Below are 14,060 nucleotides of genomic sequence, written 5' to 3'. Positions count from 1 at the left end.
GTTAGCCTCCTGCAATATCAGAATTTCTTACCTGCCCAGGCCACGCGGCCAACGATATGCACGTCGGCCCGTTGGTCTTTGGTGACCACTTGGGTTTCATAGCCGGGATTATCAGAAATAATCTTGAGCCCGCCGAACGGGTCAAACTGCAACCGCTTCACCAGCAGGCTATCGCCGATGCGCAGCACATAGAGGCCATCGCGCAGCGCATCACCGTTGCACAGGTACACCAAGATGATGTCGTTATTGCTGATGGTGGGCTCCATGCTGTCACCCTTGGCGCGGATCACGGCCAACCGCTCTGGCGACAGACCTTCTTTCTTGAGCCACTCAGTTCGAAACGCCATGGGGTCGGTCTTGAGCTCATCAGAGACAACTGACCCAAAACCGGCAGAGGCAAACACCTGGTAGCAATCAACCAAGGTGTAGTCCTGCATCCTGCTGTCGGTGGGACTGAACTCTTCAAACCCAGTTGGGGAATCACCATTCCCAACGCGAGCATAAGAAGGGACTTCTGGCAGCTTTGACACTTGTTCAGGTTGCTCGCCCTGGCCGAGGCAGAGCCACAAAAACAGCCGAGGATCATGACCGCAGATTTGAGAAACCTGTCCAACAGACGGCATCGTTGTCCCCGTCAGGTACTTACGAATCACCGCATCACTAACTCCCACTCGCCTCCCAAACGAGCTGTAGCTCTCCCTTCCAACTAAAGCAAGAAGTCGTTCTGCGAAAGCCTTTGTATCAAAGGATGTGCCGTTCAAGATTTCCATACAACCGACCCTCAGATCGAAATCTGTAATTTAAGGTTGCGCGTTATCGCATCGGCGTATATTCTCGAACTCAAGATCGAATTTCAAACTATAGCTTTGACCGGCGAGTTGAAGTCCAATTACAGGTAAGAAAATCACGCACAGGGGCGCAGTATGACGCAACAGGACACAAAAAAACAGCAGTTGAGCCCCTTGGCTTGTCCTGCTGGTAGCGAATCCAACCCATCGGATAACTCGATGAGTGAGGTGCTGCACCATTTGAAAACCATCGAGCAACGCTTGGCACTGAACCTGCTGCCTGCCATCCCGCTTGATGCCTTCCTCACCATGCTGCGCGACGAGCTCAAGTTCGATCTGCCGCTGCGCACTGCACAAGACATGATCAGCGATGGCCGCATTCCCATCGTTCCCAAACTGCGCCCTACCGATAAGCCCTGGGTCAATCTGCACCGCTGGCGCGAGATGACCAAAGCTCCAGATCAATACCTCAAGTTCACTCGCGAGAACGCTTGTCAGCGTGTTACGCCGCAGCGAGCTGGTAAACGGGCCGCTTCGCGTCCCACCGTTTGACCTAAAGGTAGCGATTGAGCACAAGGGGATAAAGTGTCAAACCAACGCACTCACTCACACAATCACTTTGCCGGGGCCTGCGACCTGTTCAAGCAGGCACACAACATCAGCCAACTTGCAGAAGACATCGGCATGTCTAGCCATGTGCTGCATAACAAATTCAACCCGGCATGTGAGCGGCACAATCTGACGGCCCAAGACTTGATCGCCATCTACCGTGCCACCGGTGACGACACCTTGTTTGATGGCTTGCTGTTTGACTGCCACCTGACAGCCGTTCGCCTGCCTGCCGCCGCCACCGTCGCCCCAGGGGCTCGCGCCCAGCAGGCGCTCAACGCTGGCGCTCAGATCATGGGCGTCACCGCCCAGGCGACCACCATCCTCGCCGGTGACCGTGTCACCAAATCCAACAGAAACACCGTCGTCGGCGGCTTGTGGGCTGGCATCGAGCACCTCGTGCTGCTGGCAACCGAGGTCGAAGACCGTTTTCACGCCATCCCGAGCCTTGCGTGTGCCGCCGACATGGCCCGCGTAGCCCTCGGCGCATAGGAGAAGACTATGAGATTTCCGTGCCCGCATTGCGGTTCACGAAGTGCCATACGCAGCACCAACCGCATGAGCCCCCTCACCGGGATCCTGCGTTGCCGCTGCAACAACGACGATTGCGGGTTTGTGTTTCAAGTCGGGGTGGAGGTGACGGGTTATTACGTCGCCAGCGCTGCCCCCAACCCCGCTATCAATCTGCAAAAACTCAATGGCGTCGGTCGCCACTGGGAACCGGGGGTGAACTTCAAGGATGTTGCCCCGCTTCGCTCAACCATTCACCCCTTCACGGCGGTAGAGGCAGAGCGCAACAAGACCAAGGAGTCAGCATGAACAAGCTACGTGCCGAGCAACCGGGGTTGATCCCGCTGCCGCCCTTGTTGTTCACCCGCGCCACAGTCGTGAGCCATGGCGACGAACCGGTGATGCGCAACACCACCCGCTGTGACGGCAGCTATCTGGAAGACAGCCAGGGCCGCCGTGGTGCCTTGCGCTTTGAAACCCGCCGCCAGCCCAGCAAGAAAACCCGCCCGCACTGGCTGACCAAGCTGCTGCAGGCATAACCGGAGGGCCAACCCATGAGCACAGCACAGGTTTTCAAGCTCGTTCAGCAACCCAGCGCCGCCGATGTGGCACTGGCTGACATGCGCGCCCAGTTCGGCCGCAATGGGGCGGCCAGCCGCTGGTCACGCCTGCCACACAAGGCCCGCTCAGTCATCTGTTATGCGGCCGGGGTATCAACCACCGCCGCCGGGCAGGAGCTGGATCAGTTCGACTTTGAGCAGCAAGAGGCAATCCGCGTCGCCCTGGGCGATCTGCTGGCCACCCTGCGGGAGTTTGACGGGTCTGTGTTGCACCGGCGCGAGTGGCACCGCTCAACCCGCCGTGGTGAGGGGCCATCGCGCAGTGAGCGGGAGCAGGCAGAACACGAAGACAAACGCCGGGCATTGCTCACCGAGCAGGCCGGCACATTGGAAAGCCGCATCGCGGCACTGAAGAAAGTGGCCGGAAACGGCCAATAACCAACGCCTTCGGGCTATCAAGACTGAGGAATAACCATGTTTGGAAAACTGTTTGGCAAGAAAGCATCCGCCGCCAAGGCCGAGATCAAGAAGTTCGAAAACCGAGACCTGATGGAAGCCACCGTGGGCGGCTGCCTGCTGGTTGCCTTCGCTGATGGTGAATGTGAAGACGCCGAGCTCAAGACCATCGAGTCCCTGCTGCGCACCAATAAGGCGCTCGAAGGGTTCGGCCATGAGCTGACCGATACCGTCAACCGCTTCACCGAGCGCCTGAAAGCCGGTTACCGCGTGGCCCGTGTCGAGATCCTGCGAGAAATCGAAGAAGTGAAGGGCAACCGCGAGGAAGCGGAAGATGTGCTGGTCACCATGCTGACCATCGCCGAAGCCGATGGCGAGATTGAAGAGGCGGAACAGAAAGAGCTGACCACCGTCGCCGATCGTCTGGGCCTGCGGATTGCCGACTATGCCTAACCCTCGCTGGCTACTGGTCGGTGCCTTCCTGCTGCTATCGGTGGGGGTCGATTTCAGCTCCCGCATTCTGTCGATGGCAGCGGACGGGCTGCTGGTAGGGGTCGCGATCGCCATTGCGTGGCCGCTGCTGAAACCGAAGAAGTGATGACAACGGGCCGAAGGGAATCGGCCCCATCCCTTAGCCGCTACGAGTGGCGGTTAAGGGATGCCAAAAGTAGGCAATAAAAAACCCCGCAAAGGTGCTGGAACACCGCGGGGTTTCACAAACAAAACTGAGGGTTAACTCATGAACAATAGTACAGCAGAACAGGCGATCCGCAAAGTCGCCAATGACCAGCAAGGCGGTGCCCAATGATCGCCATCACCAGCAAGCACACCGCCCAATCCCCTGCCGATGCCGTCGCCTACCTGGTGCGCCACGGCTACATCAAGGTGCGCGGCCACTGGCTCCGAGGCCAACGCCATGCAGCCCGTATCGAGCCCCTGTCCTCTGGCCGCGCCTGTGTATTGGAAGGAGTAGCCGCATGAGCAACATGAAATGTGAACAGTGCGGGCGCTACCGCCTGCCAGACCCCGCCGCCTTTCGCTGTGGGGACAAGGTGACCTTCAAGCGGGTGATCCAGCGCGCCAGAACTACCCAGCTCAAAGCGGTCGATGGCGTCATCGTCGAGGAAGGTATCGCCACTGTGACAATCCGGGTTCGGGGTGGTGACAGGGTTCAAGTCAATCGCACCGGCATCACCATGCAGGGCGCGCCGGGTCCACTGACCTATGAACTGTTCGGCATCTGCCGTTGCAACGGAGGTCAGTCATGAGCAGCACCACCGGCAACACCATCGAGCGCGAGCTCTACCCTACCCCAGCCAGCGCTGTGGCTGCACTGATGCGCTGCATTAACTTCCGCTCTTGTGACCACTTCATGGAGCCATGCCGCGCCGAGGGGAACATCTTTGATCCTGTGCCGCTGCCTATTGAGCAAAAGGAGTGGGCCGAGATCAGCCAAGGCCGTGACTATTTGGCGTGGGACTTCGGTCGTAAATTTGACGTCATCATCACCAACCCACCTTTCTCACTGACTGAGGAGTTTCTGAAAAAGAGCCTGTCTGAGCTCGCACCCGGCGGCACCCTGATTTACCTGCAACGGGTGAACTTCTTGGGCAGCAAGAAGCGAGTGCCCTTCTGGGCAGAGGTCGGCTTTCCGAACAAGACCCCGATCCTGGTGCCACGCCCACGCTTTGTGAATGGCGGGTCTGACTCCTGCGAATACAGCTGGTTTATCTGGGACAACGGCAATCGTGTGAATCTGCCGAACGGCCTGAGCCATTTGATTGCGGAGGATGCAGCATGATCCACGACTTCTGGCTTGATGCCATGTTGAGCGACGCAGCGCGCCGCCGGGAATACCAACTCGAATTACTGGATGCCCGTCGACGTCCCTGCCGCCCCCACAGCTATATCAAAACCATGCTGATCATGGTGCGCGCTGCCCGCCGCTGCGAACGCCAATCTGCCGCCCGTCTGCGCCAGTCATACAACGGAGGCGCCATCTAATGACCCACCAAAAACCAGCCGGGCTTGCCCCGGCTTTGGGCTCGCTGCGCCCGATTGTCGTCCCCCCCTCCACATTGGAAACCTGCACCCACTGCAAAAACATGGCCGTTTGCCTGCCCGTTGCCGGGCGCTATGGCCGCCGCTCCTATCCCTACTGCGTTAACGAATGCTGGTCACTGGCCCGCGCTGCCAGTGAAACCGTGATAAAGGCGGCCCCGGCTTCTCGCCCTTCCATGCGTTGCAGTTGCTGCGGTGACTTCGGCCCAGTGTTCGCTGTGCGCCTGACGAGCGGTTGGACTGACCTGATGTTCTGTGAAGCCAAATGCTGGTCTGATCGGTTGGCAACCCTGGACATGGTACCGACCTGCAACAAGTGCGGCCGCTTCCTGCAACCGCAGGAATACACAAATGGCAAATGCGGGGTGTGCAAATGAAAGACAATCACCAACCAAAAACCTGCGCCGACTGTCAGCACCAAGCAACAAACTGCCGCGGTGAATCAGTATGCACCCGCCGCTGGGTGATCCAACACACCGATCACTCAACCGGCATCACCACTGAAAGCCTGACCCTGTGCCAAACCACCTATCTTGAGCGTCGCCGTTGGGCGCCCTGGGCATGTGGTCGGACTGGCCGCCACTTTGCAGCCAAGGCGGTGACCCTATGATGACGCCAGTCACTAACCTGCAGGGCATTCAGCTCCCCCCGATTTATCGCGCTGGTCACCACGCCATCAACATGGCTGGTGCTGCCGAAAAGCTGGCGTCCGTCGAGTGGCATGTTGCCAAACCGCTGGCCAAAACCTACCTGCACCGTTACCCGGCCAACCCCAAAACAGCCAATATCTGGCTGCGTCGTATTGTGGACGTTTGCAGCAAGGCGGCTGCCCGCTTCCCTATCCCGGTGGTCGACCTGCGCAACGATGTTCGCCGGGAAATGGCGGCTGCAGAATGGGCCCGTCGCTGCCAGACACTACTCAACAATGGCACCGAGCATCAGTGGGATGCCGAACAACTGCTGGCAGATCTTGGCGCTCAGGCTCGGGCCTGGAACTTCTGCCCACCTTTGCCAAAAGACCCACGCACTCAGGCTGAACGTTTGCTGTGCCGCCCACTGATTGCTGGTGAGCGAGCAGCCATGGATCCACAGATAGAGAAATTCGAAGGCGCCGCCGCCAGCCTGCTGGTGCGCCTGCTCGACGAGTCGTGGTGGTTACGCAAGATTAACCGCGCCTGGGCTGTCTATTGCGAGCTGATCGCCATCCTCACCGGCCAGGTGCGCAAGGGGGTCAGCCCCTACGCCAGCGCCCACGCCGTGCGCGAGTTCACCCAGCGCAAGGCGGCCCAGCGGGCATGGATGGAGAGCATGAGCGCCGTCAACGAGGAGCTGGGGCAAGAGATCGATCTGGCGACTGCCGTGAATGCTTCTGTGGCCAACCCCAAGATCCGCCGTCATGAGCTGATGGTGCGGATGCGGGGCTTTGAGGACATGGCGCAGGAACAGGGCAAGCTGTGCCTGTTCCTGACCCTGACCGCCCCATCCAGCTATCACGCTTGGCGGGTGGGCAAACAAGACAAGTCCAAGACTTACCAGAACGAAGCCTTCAACAACGCCACCCCGACCGTGACCAACCGCCTGCTGTGCAAACAGTGGGCGCGGGTGCGTGCAGCACTGGCCAGAGAGGGTATTCGCCCTTTCGGATTTCGGGTCGTGGAGCCGCACCACGATGGTACCCCGCACTGGCACTGCCTCTTATTCATCGATCCAGCGCATGAACGGATTCTGCTCACCCAGCTGGCATACCACTTTACTGCCGTTGATAGAGCAGAGCTGAAATTACCCAACGGAGAACAGCTGGATGAATTGGCAAGAACAGCCAAGCGCAACAAAGGAGAGGATGTTTTTGATCTGCTCGATATCACCGACAAGGACACCATAAAAGCGCTTAACCCAAGGGTGAACTGGAAGGTGATCGACCCGACCAAGGGCAGCGCCACCGGTTATATCGCCAAGTACATCGCCAAGAACATCGATGGCCACGCCGTGGGGATGGACTACGAGGCCGAGGCCCCCGTTGACCACACCACCATCGCCGTGGCCGCTTGGGCCAGCTGCTGGCGCATCCGCCAGTTTCAGCAGATCGGCGGCCCTGCCGTGAGCGTGTGGCGCGAGCTGCGCCGCCTGGGTGACGAGGTGATTGAATGGGACTGCGTGCTGGAATTAGCCCGCCACGCAGCCAGAAACGCCCGCTGGGGCGACTTCATCAACGCCATGGGCGGCATAGATGCCCCACGTAAAGAGCATCTGATCCGCCTCTCCAAGCGCCTGGACGAAGCCGCCAACAAATACGGCGAGGACGTGATCAAGCTGCTGGGGCTGATCACCGACGTTGGCACCACGGCCGTCACTCGCACCGAAGGCTGGCAGATAGTGCGCAAGGGGGCTGCGGTGTCGGGTTTGGGCGAGCAGCGCGAGCATGCAGTAGGCGAGCGCAGCGAGTTGCCCTTGAGCAGCGGCAGCTGCGCCCCTTGGAGTTCTTTCAATAACTGTACGGAAGGATCTAAATCAGGGGTTAAAGGATCCACTCTGGCTAAAGAGTTGAGCCGTATGGGTCTTGATGAAAGCAGCGCGGCCCTGCTGCAACACGGCAGCATCATCAATGCCGGCGGCCAGTATGTGCGACTGCGGGGTGATCGGCTGATTGTGACTCGTCACTGGCCAGGTGCTGGCGATGCGGTCACCAATCAGCTGACCGCCGAGGTGGAAGCCGAACTGGCCCGCAACCGGGCCGCCAGCAGCAGCGCGCTGAAACAGCAGGCCCGCGAGCTGATGCACTCCGGCGGCAGCGTCACCAACTGGCTGGCCGACCTGCCGCTGGCCCAGGCCGAAGAGGCGGTCGCCATCGTTACCCGCCTGCTGGACGACGAAGAAGACCGGGGCAGCTATCAGCCCAGCGAACAGGAGCAAGCCCGCGCCGCGAGCATGCAAGCCGACAACGACCGCCATAAGGCGGAGATTGCCAAGGCGCGGGCGCGCCTGGGCGTTAACTGAGGGAATGAAGATGAAAAACGTAATGCTGGATCTGGAAACCATGGGCAAAGGCCCGAACGCGGCAATCGTCACCATCGGGGGAGTGTTCTTTGACCCGATGACCGGTGAACTGGGCGCAGAGTTCGAGGCGCATATCGACCTACGAGATAGCGCAAGGTTTGGGGAGATAGACCCTGACACCGTGCTGTGGTGGCTGGGGCAGAGTGATGAAGCACGCGCGGCCATAGCCTATAACGTAGATGGCGAAAAGCGGATGGCGCTTCTCCAGGCACTGCAAAAGTTTCAGGAGTGGCTGATGCAAGAAGGCAAGCGCCCCTGTGTGTGGGGTAACGGTGCTGGGTTTGACTGCACCATCATGGCCAGCGCCTATGATGCGGTGAACAAAGTGCGTTTTATTGGCTACTGGAACGGATTTAAGGATCGGGATGTGCGCACCGTTGTTGATATGGGGCGTGACCTTCTGGGCTTTGACCCTAAGAAAGACATGCCATTCGAGGGTGTGGCCCATCGCGCGTTGGACGATGCCAAGCATCAGGCCCGCTACGTCAGCGCCATCTATCAGCGGATACAGGCAGCAATGAATGGCTGCGGAATGGTTGGGGGATAAGGGTGTGAACACTGATCTGAATGAACTGCTGGCGCTGGCAGATAAAGCCACCCCGGGGCCATGGCGCTGCCAGGGGTTCCCTATGCTTGAGCCCGAATCGTATTTCGGGGTTCAGGTTGGGAAACCGGGCAACATCCTGTTTGATGGGGCTAAGCAGCAGGATACAGAGTTTATCGCCGCGGCAAACCCAGCCGTGGTGGCAGACATCATCAAGCGTCTGCTGCTCGCCGTGGCCATGAATACCTTGAATCTGCAAAAGCTGGAGCCCCAGCAAGGCGGTTTTATCATTGCGACCGTGAATGAGGAGCTGATGAAAAGCAGGGAAGGCACCCTGAAAGATTTGGGGGTCACGATGAAGCAGGTGTTCCCACAGCAACAAATCGTCTTCTTGGCAGACTGGTTGAAAATCGAATGCCTGGGCGAAAAGCAGTTGCGGCAGCTCGGCCTTGCCGTAATAGAAGGCCAGAACAGCGCAGTGGGGGAAGCATGACCGACCTTCTCTCACGCGCCGACATCGAGCGCATGCTGCCGCACTGCCTGCGGCTCTGGCCCATCATCCAGCAGCACCCGCCGGGATCGGCGGGTCGCACTGCCATCACCCGCGAACTGAATGGCCTGCCGGACGCCGACCGCCACATCTGCGATCAGTTGCTCGACCGCATGGAACGAGTCATCCGGTTCGAGGATGCCTGGTTCCCCTTCTTCCAGGGCGAGCTCGACACCCTCACTCCACCGACCAAGCCAAAGCGAACGGTAAGCGTCATCGGCCCAGGTTATCGCCAGGTAGGCAAAGACACCCGGGCGCGTCGTGGCATCTACGCCCGGAAATCATTATGAACAAGCCGATAGAAAGCGCGACCAGGAAGTAAAGTCATCGTAAAATTCAAGCAGACATAGGCATCCAACGGGTGGAATTGCTGGATGATGATGTGAACTATCAGGAGTCTGAGCTCGCTACAAGTGAGGGAAGTAAGAGCAGTTTAGTGCTTGATTTACCTGTTGAAAGGTAGGTTTTGGTTAGTAGGGCAGTGATTTTCTACATCACATAAACATCAACTACGGTTGATTTTCCCTAGTGAATTGATCATTATTGAGAAACCAAAACGGTCAACTTTATGTTGAGTTTTTCGCGAGATTTTTCGTGAAAAAAAGGGCCCGAAGGCCCTAAGTTACAGCTGGTAGTATTGCACTTTGATTGCTTCTGGGCTGGTACCCCAGGAACAATCCGGTAAGTGAGGCTGTACTACGGTAACTAAAATCGTGATGAATGTCCCCACAAACACCTCTCTAAAGGTCATGTGGAGTTTTGTTAAAAACCACCTTATCAGCTTCGGTAAGGTGGTTTTTTCATTTTGGGTTGGTTTGTAGTATCGACCAGATGGCCGCTTCGGTTGTGGCATGGGGAACCCCCTTTGTTTGCCAGGTTATGGGCTGTGGTACGCCCAAGATGTATTTATTCAATGCCCTGTTCTTAAACATGGATTACTCCTCGTGGTGACTGCAGTTCGGACACAATATGTAGTGCCCATTTGTGTTCTAACTTACAAGATAATGAGATCATTACTGCTCTGCAACATGTGCATGGAGAGATGGCTGTGGATAAATTGTGGGTGTCACAACAACAGTTAGTAACTGCTCACAATGAACGGGCTTTACTCCGTCAACTCCCAGAATTGCAAGTCCGGTAGTCAGATATAGAAAATTTAAATTATTTTTTTTGCTTGTGCAGCGGTACTCTTTATTGCAGCAAAAATAGCCTGGAGCCATTACTGCGTAAGGTTTGTAGGTTAACTGAGTCCATGCTGTCTAAAATGCTCCTTTACGATTTGCACTGTAGTAGCAGATTTTAGCCAGACTCAAGGGTTTGACATCCCTCTTATTTCAAGGTGGCTTATGGAAAGTAAGCTGAAGTCTCATGCTTTAAAGATTGCGGGATGGGGGTTGCTTTATGGCGGCTTCTTCGATCTTTACCAGGTCGCTGAGGCACTCAAGATCCCCAACTCACAGGCTGCTGACCTGATGATCTACCTTCGGACTTTACGGCGCGTAGAGTTGGTAGCCAAGACCTGTAGCAAGTTGAAGGAAAAGGGGAAAGCTCCAAAACGGATCTTCATCAAAGTGCTGTGCATTCATCCTGATGATTTCATGAAGCCTCAGGAACCGAAACCTACCAAGATGCCCAAACCTCCAAAACAGACCAAGCAGCCTAGGGCGCAGAGGCCACTAAAGCAACCGAAACACCCAACGCCGCCAAAACCGCCAAAACCAGAGTCTCTCCAACATAAATTGGCTCGTTTGGTACGGATTATGCCTTCGCCACCGGTATCTCACTGATGCCGGTTGTGTAGCGCGGACTGAGCTGCCCCCTTTTCATCATCCACTCCGAGCTGTCTATCCCTCTGGCCGCGAAGTAGACCTTCCCCAACCTCCCCTGGTTGATCTTGTCGATGACCTGCATCAGCGCCTCGCTGCGCGGGGATTGCTGCTGTGCGGCGAACAGGTCGCCCTGCTGCATGCCGATGGGGGTGAAGTCGGCCAGCATGACGCCCCCTTTCTGGTATCGCTGTTCGTCGCGCCAGATGCGGGGTAGCAGCTCGGGGATCAGGGCCAGCAGGGCCCGGGTGTCATGGGTGGGCATCGCCAGCTTGGTGCTCACCTGATTGCCGTAATAGGGTTCCCGGTCGCTGAACGGGCTGGTGCGAATGAACAAGGTCACGTGCCGGCAGCACATCCCCTCCCCCCGCAGCTTCTCGGCGGCGCGCTCCATGTAACCGGCCAGCGCCTGGTGCATGGGGCCGATCTCGGTGATGCGCTCGCCGAAGGAGCGCGAGCAGATGATCTGCTGCTTGGCCTGGACCTCTTGTTCCAACTCGGCGCAGGGAATCCCCCGCAACTCCTGCACCGTGCGCTCAACCACCACGCCATAACGGCGCCGCAGCGCCTTGGGGTCGGCGGCGACCAGGTCAGCCACGGTCTTGATGCCCTGCGCCTCCAGCTTGGCCGATAGCCGCCGGCCAATGCCCCATATCTCGTCCACCGGGGTGATCGCCATCAGCCGAGCGCGCTGCGCTTCATCCCGCAGATCGACCACGCCGCCCGTGGCGGGCCATTTCTTTGCTGCGTAGTTCGCCAGCTTGGCTAGGGTCTTGGTGGGGCCGATACCGACCCCCACGGTCAGCCCGGTCCACTGCTGTATTCGTTCGCGGACTTGACGGCCATAGGCCACTAGGTCGCCCGCCCAGCGCTCGCTCAGCTCGATAAAGGCCTCGTCGATACTGTAGACCTCCACCGCAGGGGCCATCCCCTCCAGAATGGTCATCACCCGCTGGCTCATGTCGCCATAGAGGGCGTAGTTGCTGGAAAACCAGACACCACCCATGGCCTCGAAGAACTGGCGGATCTGGAAGTAGGGTACACCCATCTTGATGCCGAGCGCCTTGGCCTCCGCCGAGCGGGCCACCACGCAGCCATCGTTGTTGGAGAGCACCACGATGGGCCGCCCCTTCAAATCAGGGCGAAACAGCCGCTCGCAACTGGCGTAGAAGTTGTTCACATCGACCAGGGCGACAGCGCAGCGCTTGTTCATGGGGTATCCATCTTGTGCACAACAAAGGCCACCACCCCGAAGATTTCCAGCTCCTGCCCTTCGTTGAAATGGATGGGGCGATAGGCTCGGTTGCCGGGCAGCAGCGCCACCGATGGCTCAAGCTGCAGCTTCTTCACCGTGAACTCACCATCCACCGCGGCGACCACCACGCAGCCGTGGCGGGCCTTGCGGCTGCGGTCGACGACCAGCAGATCGCCATCGCGGATCCCGTGGTCGACCATGCTGTCACCGGCCGCCCGCACAAAGTAAGTGGCCGCCGGGTGCGCAACGCACAACTGATTGAGGTCGATGGTCTGCTCGGTGTAGTCCTGCGCCGGCGACGGAAAGCCGCAGGCCACCGGGGAGAGGAACAGGGGTAGCTCCAACAAGGGGGCATCGGGAGTGAGTTGAGCAAACATACGGGATACCTCGGCAACTGTATAAAAACACAGTATAGCAAGCAGCCCAGAGAGGATCACCGTTCGGCGTTTGGGTCCAACCATTCTGATTACATGCAGCCGGTGTGCTGGAGATCAAAATCGAAGCTAAATGTCGTGGAAGAAAGACTCATAAGAGAGCACTGTTGATACTTGTCGTAACAATGCCCGCAATATAACTGGAGCAAAAGCTGATGATAATTGCCAAAATGACAGATTTTTTACATTGCACTAATGCTGATGGTTAAGGCTGTTTGCAGCTACTTCAATGTTTTCTAATAACCGGAAGGTTTCATTAAAGGAGGTATTAATGGCAGTAGTTGTTTTGTTAGGAGCTGGAGCTAGCTTCGGCAGTATCGGTGTGGAACCATATCCACCACCATTGGGTAATCGGCTGTTCTCTGATTTGGTAAAAAAAAATGGTGCAGCAGCAGCCTTGCCAGACTACATAAAAGAAATTTTCAACAATAATTTTGAAGAGGGCATGGCTGAATATGACAAATATTCAAATGGCAATATAATGTCATTTCAACGTGAATTGGCAGAATACTTAGCCTCTTTTATTCCTACGGGCTCAAATGTATATATTGACCTCATTAATAGTTTAGGCCGTAATCGAGTAATCTATAGCAGCCTTAATTATGACTTGCTTTTTGAGATGTCAGCAGCAAGCCTCGGTTTACATACATATTATTCATCAACATGCCAAAAAGATGGTGTTAGGCTGTTAAAAATTCATGGTTCAAGTAACTTTTGGCCAGACATCCCAACAGGAATGTTTAGAAACTGCCAAATATATGGAAATGGAGGTGCTGATATACAAGCCCCAATAAAGCCTTTAGGTAGATTGGATACACTCAAAAAATGTGAGCTAGAGGATAGTGTGGCACCTGCTATCGCTATGTTTGCCGTTGGTAAGAAAGTAACTATTAGCCCTGACTACGTTGATAATCAGTACAACATGTGGAAGCAGCAGGTACTCGGTTCTTCAAAGATATTTATTGTCGGTGTTCGGGTACACGAAGTGGATGAGCATATATGGTCATTGCTAGGTAAGATAAAAGGCAGTGTTACCTACTTTGGTTTTGATGGAGATAAACCGGAGTTTGAAGCATGGAAACAAAGATGGAATAAGAAAAATGCATATTTCTATAAAAACAACTTTGAGCAATCAGTGCAGATTATCAAGCGAATACACCGAACTTAAATGCAAGAATGCATTTGCATTGACAAAAGTGAAAGGATCTGACGGAAAGTGAAGGATCACAAAAAGGATCCGATATCCCGCACGCGGCCAGTGCTGGCGCGGGGGGCCGCTCCCTGCCTCCGGTCGTTCACCTGCATGATTTTCCACACATAAAGCGGGCAGGCGGGGCGGGGTTCCGATTGCGCGCTGGCGGTGCTGGCCGGGGGGCGGCAGGCTGCGCCAGTCGCTCCGGGTGCTCGCGGAAG

General features: G+C 56.8%; 21 protein-coding genes. 18 read left to right on the top strand and 3 right to left on the bottom strand.

The window, feature by feature from the left end; all coding sequences use genetic code 11:
• Window positions 1–17: 17 nt before the first annotated feature.
• On the bottom strand, window positions 18–770 hold the full coding sequence (locus KYK33_RS04825) for a S24 family peptidase (protein ID WP_224432204.1): 753 nt from the start codon (window positions 768–770) through the stop codon (window positions 18–20).
• 153 nt (window positions 771–923) lie between these two features.
• Between KYK33_RS04825 and KYK33_RS04820 the strand changes: the two genes are divergently transcribed.
• From KYK33_RS04820 to KYK33_RS04740, 17 genes are all read left to right on the top strand, one after another.
• The gene (locus tag KYK33_RS04820) at window positions 924–1,340 is read left to right on the top strand and encodes a hypothetical protein (RefSeq protein ID WP_224432203.1); all 417 of its coding nucleotides are present in this window, start codon (window positions 924–926) and stop codon (window positions 1,338–1,340) included.
• Window positions 1,341–1,373: 33 nt separating this feature from the next.
• Entirely contained in the window at window positions 1,374–1,889 is a 516-nt protein-coding gene (locus KYK33_RS04815) for a phage regulatory CII family protein (protein ID WP_224432202.1), read from the top strand.
• 9 nt (window positions 1,890–1,898) lie between these two features.
• Window positions 1,899–2,216: an ogr/Delta-like zinc finger family protein gene (locus KYK33_RS04810; RefSeq protein WP_224432201.1), complete on the top strand. Its 318-nt coding sequence runs from the start codon at window positions 1,899–1,901 to the stop codon at window positions 2,214–2,216.
• Window positions 2,213–2,446, top strand: coding sequence for a hypothetical protein (locus KYK33_RS04805; RefSeq protein WP_224432200.1), 234 nt, complete (start codon window positions 2,213–2,215; stop codon window positions 2,444–2,446). Before KYK33_RS04810 ends, KYK33_RS04805 begins: the two co-directional genes overlap by 4 nt.
• A 15-nt stretch (window positions 2,447–2,461) precedes the next feature.
• Window positions 2,462–2,905 (top strand): hypothetical protein, encoded by a 444-nt coding sequence (locus KYK33_RS04800; RefSeq protein WP_224432199.1) that lies wholly within the window; start codon window positions 2,462–2,464, stop codon window positions 2,903–2,905.
• Window positions 2,906–2,941: 36 nt separating this feature from the next.
• Window positions 2,942–3,376 (top strand): tellurite resistance TerB family protein, encoded by a 435-nt coding sequence (locus KYK33_RS04795; protein ID WP_224432198.1) that lies wholly within the window; start codon window positions 2,942–2,944, stop codon window positions 3,374–3,376.
• Window positions 3,369–3,521: a DUF3927 family protein gene (locus KYK33_RS04790; protein ID WP_224432197.1), complete on the top strand. Its 153-nt coding sequence runs from the start codon at window positions 3,369–3,371 to the stop codon at window positions 3,519–3,521. Before KYK33_RS04795 ends, KYK33_RS04790 begins: the two co-directional genes overlap by 8 nt.
• A gap of 206 nt (window positions 3,522–3,727) precedes the next feature.
• Window positions 3,728–3,904: a hypothetical protein gene (locus KYK33_RS04785; protein ID WP_224432196.1), complete on the top strand. Its 177-nt coding sequence runs from the start codon at window positions 3,728–3,730 to the stop codon at window positions 3,902–3,904.
• A complete protein-coding gene (locus tag KYK33_RS04780) occupies window positions 3,901–4,191 on the top strand; it encodes a hypothetical protein (protein ID WP_224432195.1) in 291 nt (96 codons plus the stop codon). The genes KYK33_RS04785 and KYK33_RS04780 overlap by 4 nt, the downstream gene beginning before the upstream one ends.
• Window positions 4,188–4,724: a class I SAM-dependent methyltransferase gene (locus KYK33_RS04775; protein WP_224432194.1), complete on the top strand. Its 537-nt coding sequence runs from the start codon at window positions 4,188–4,190 to the stop codon at window positions 4,722–4,724. The genes KYK33_RS04780 and KYK33_RS04775 overlap by 4 nt, the downstream gene beginning before the upstream one ends.
• Window positions 4,721–4,927, top strand: a complete 207-nt coding sequence (locus KYK33_RS04770; RefSeq protein ID WP_139744002.1) for a hypothetical protein — start codon at window positions 4,721–4,723, stop codon at window positions 4,925–4,927. The genes KYK33_RS04775 and KYK33_RS04770 overlap by 4 nt, the downstream gene beginning before the upstream one ends.
• Window positions 4,927–5,361, top strand: coding sequence for a hypothetical protein (locus tag KYK33_RS04765; protein WP_224432193.1), 435 nt, complete (start codon window positions 4,927–4,929; stop codon window positions 5,359–5,361). Before KYK33_RS04770 ends, KYK33_RS04765 begins: the two co-directional genes overlap by 1 nt.
• A gap of 229 nt (window positions 5,362–5,590) precedes the next feature.
• A complete protein-coding gene (locus tag KYK33_RS04760) occupies window positions 5,591–7,978 on the top strand; it encodes a replication endonuclease (RefSeq protein WP_224432192.1) in 2,388 nt (795 codons plus the stop codon).
• A gap of 10 nt (window positions 7,979–7,988) precedes the next feature.
• Window positions 7,989–8,585 (top strand): 3'-5' exonuclease, encoded by a 597-nt coding sequence (locus KYK33_RS04755; RefSeq protein ID WP_224432191.1) that lies wholly within the window; start codon window positions 7,989–7,991, stop codon window positions 8,583–8,585.
• Window positions 8,586–8,589: 4 nt separating this feature from the next.
• The gene (locus KYK33_RS04750; protein ID WP_224432190.1) at window positions 8,590–9,075 is read left to right on the top strand and encodes an ead/Ea22-like family protein; all 486 of its coding nucleotides are present in this window, start codon (window positions 8,590–8,592) and stop codon (window positions 9,073–9,075) included.
• Window positions 9,072–9,422, top strand: a complete 351-nt coding sequence (locus KYK33_RS04745) for a hypothetical protein (protein ID WP_224432189.1) — start codon at window positions 9,072–9,074, stop codon at window positions 9,420–9,422. Before KYK33_RS04750 ends, KYK33_RS04745 begins: the two co-directional genes overlap by 4 nt.
• A 1,056-nt stretch (window positions 9,423–10,478) precedes the next feature.
• Window positions 10,479–10,919, top strand: a complete 441-nt coding sequence (locus KYK33_RS04740) for a hypothetical protein (RefSeq protein ID WP_224432188.1) — start codon at window positions 10,479–10,481, stop codon at window positions 10,917–10,919.
• Here KYK33_RS04740 and umuC read toward each other — a convergent pair.
• The gene (gene umuC / locus KYK33_RS04735; protein WP_224432187.1) at window positions 10,891–12,171 is read right to left on the bottom strand and encodes a translesion error-prone DNA polymerase V subunit UmuC; all 1,281 of its coding nucleotides are present in this window, start codon (window positions 12,169–12,171) and stop codon (window positions 10,891–10,893) included. The genes KYK33_RS04740 and umuC overlap by 29 nt on opposite strands.
• Window positions 12,168–12,590, bottom strand: a complete 423-nt coding sequence (umuD, locus tag KYK33_RS04730) for a translesion error-prone DNA polymerase V autoproteolytic subunit (protein ID WP_224432186.1) — start codon at window positions 12,588–12,590, stop codon at window positions 12,168–12,170. Before umuD ends, umuC begins: the two co-directional genes overlap by 4 nt.
• Before the next feature lie 328 nt (window positions 12,591–12,918).
• Here umuD and KYK33_RS04725 point away from each other — a divergent pair, with 328 nt between their 5' ends.
• On the top strand, window positions 12,919–13,815 hold the full coding sequence (locus KYK33_RS04725) for a hypothetical protein (RefSeq protein ID WP_224432185.1): 897 nt from the start codon (window positions 12,919–12,921) through the stop codon (window positions 13,813–13,815).
• The last annotated feature ends 245 nt before the right edge of the window (window positions 13,816–14,060 follow it).

Origin of the sequence: Aeromonas rivuli (genome assembly GCF_020149575.1) — a bacterium.
GTDB lineage: Bacteria > Pseudomonadota > Gammaproteobacteria > Enterobacterales > Aeromonadaceae > Aeromonas > Aeromonas rivuli.
Note: the sequence above shows the minus strand (reverse complement) of the source record. Positions and strands in the feature narration are given on the sequence as shown.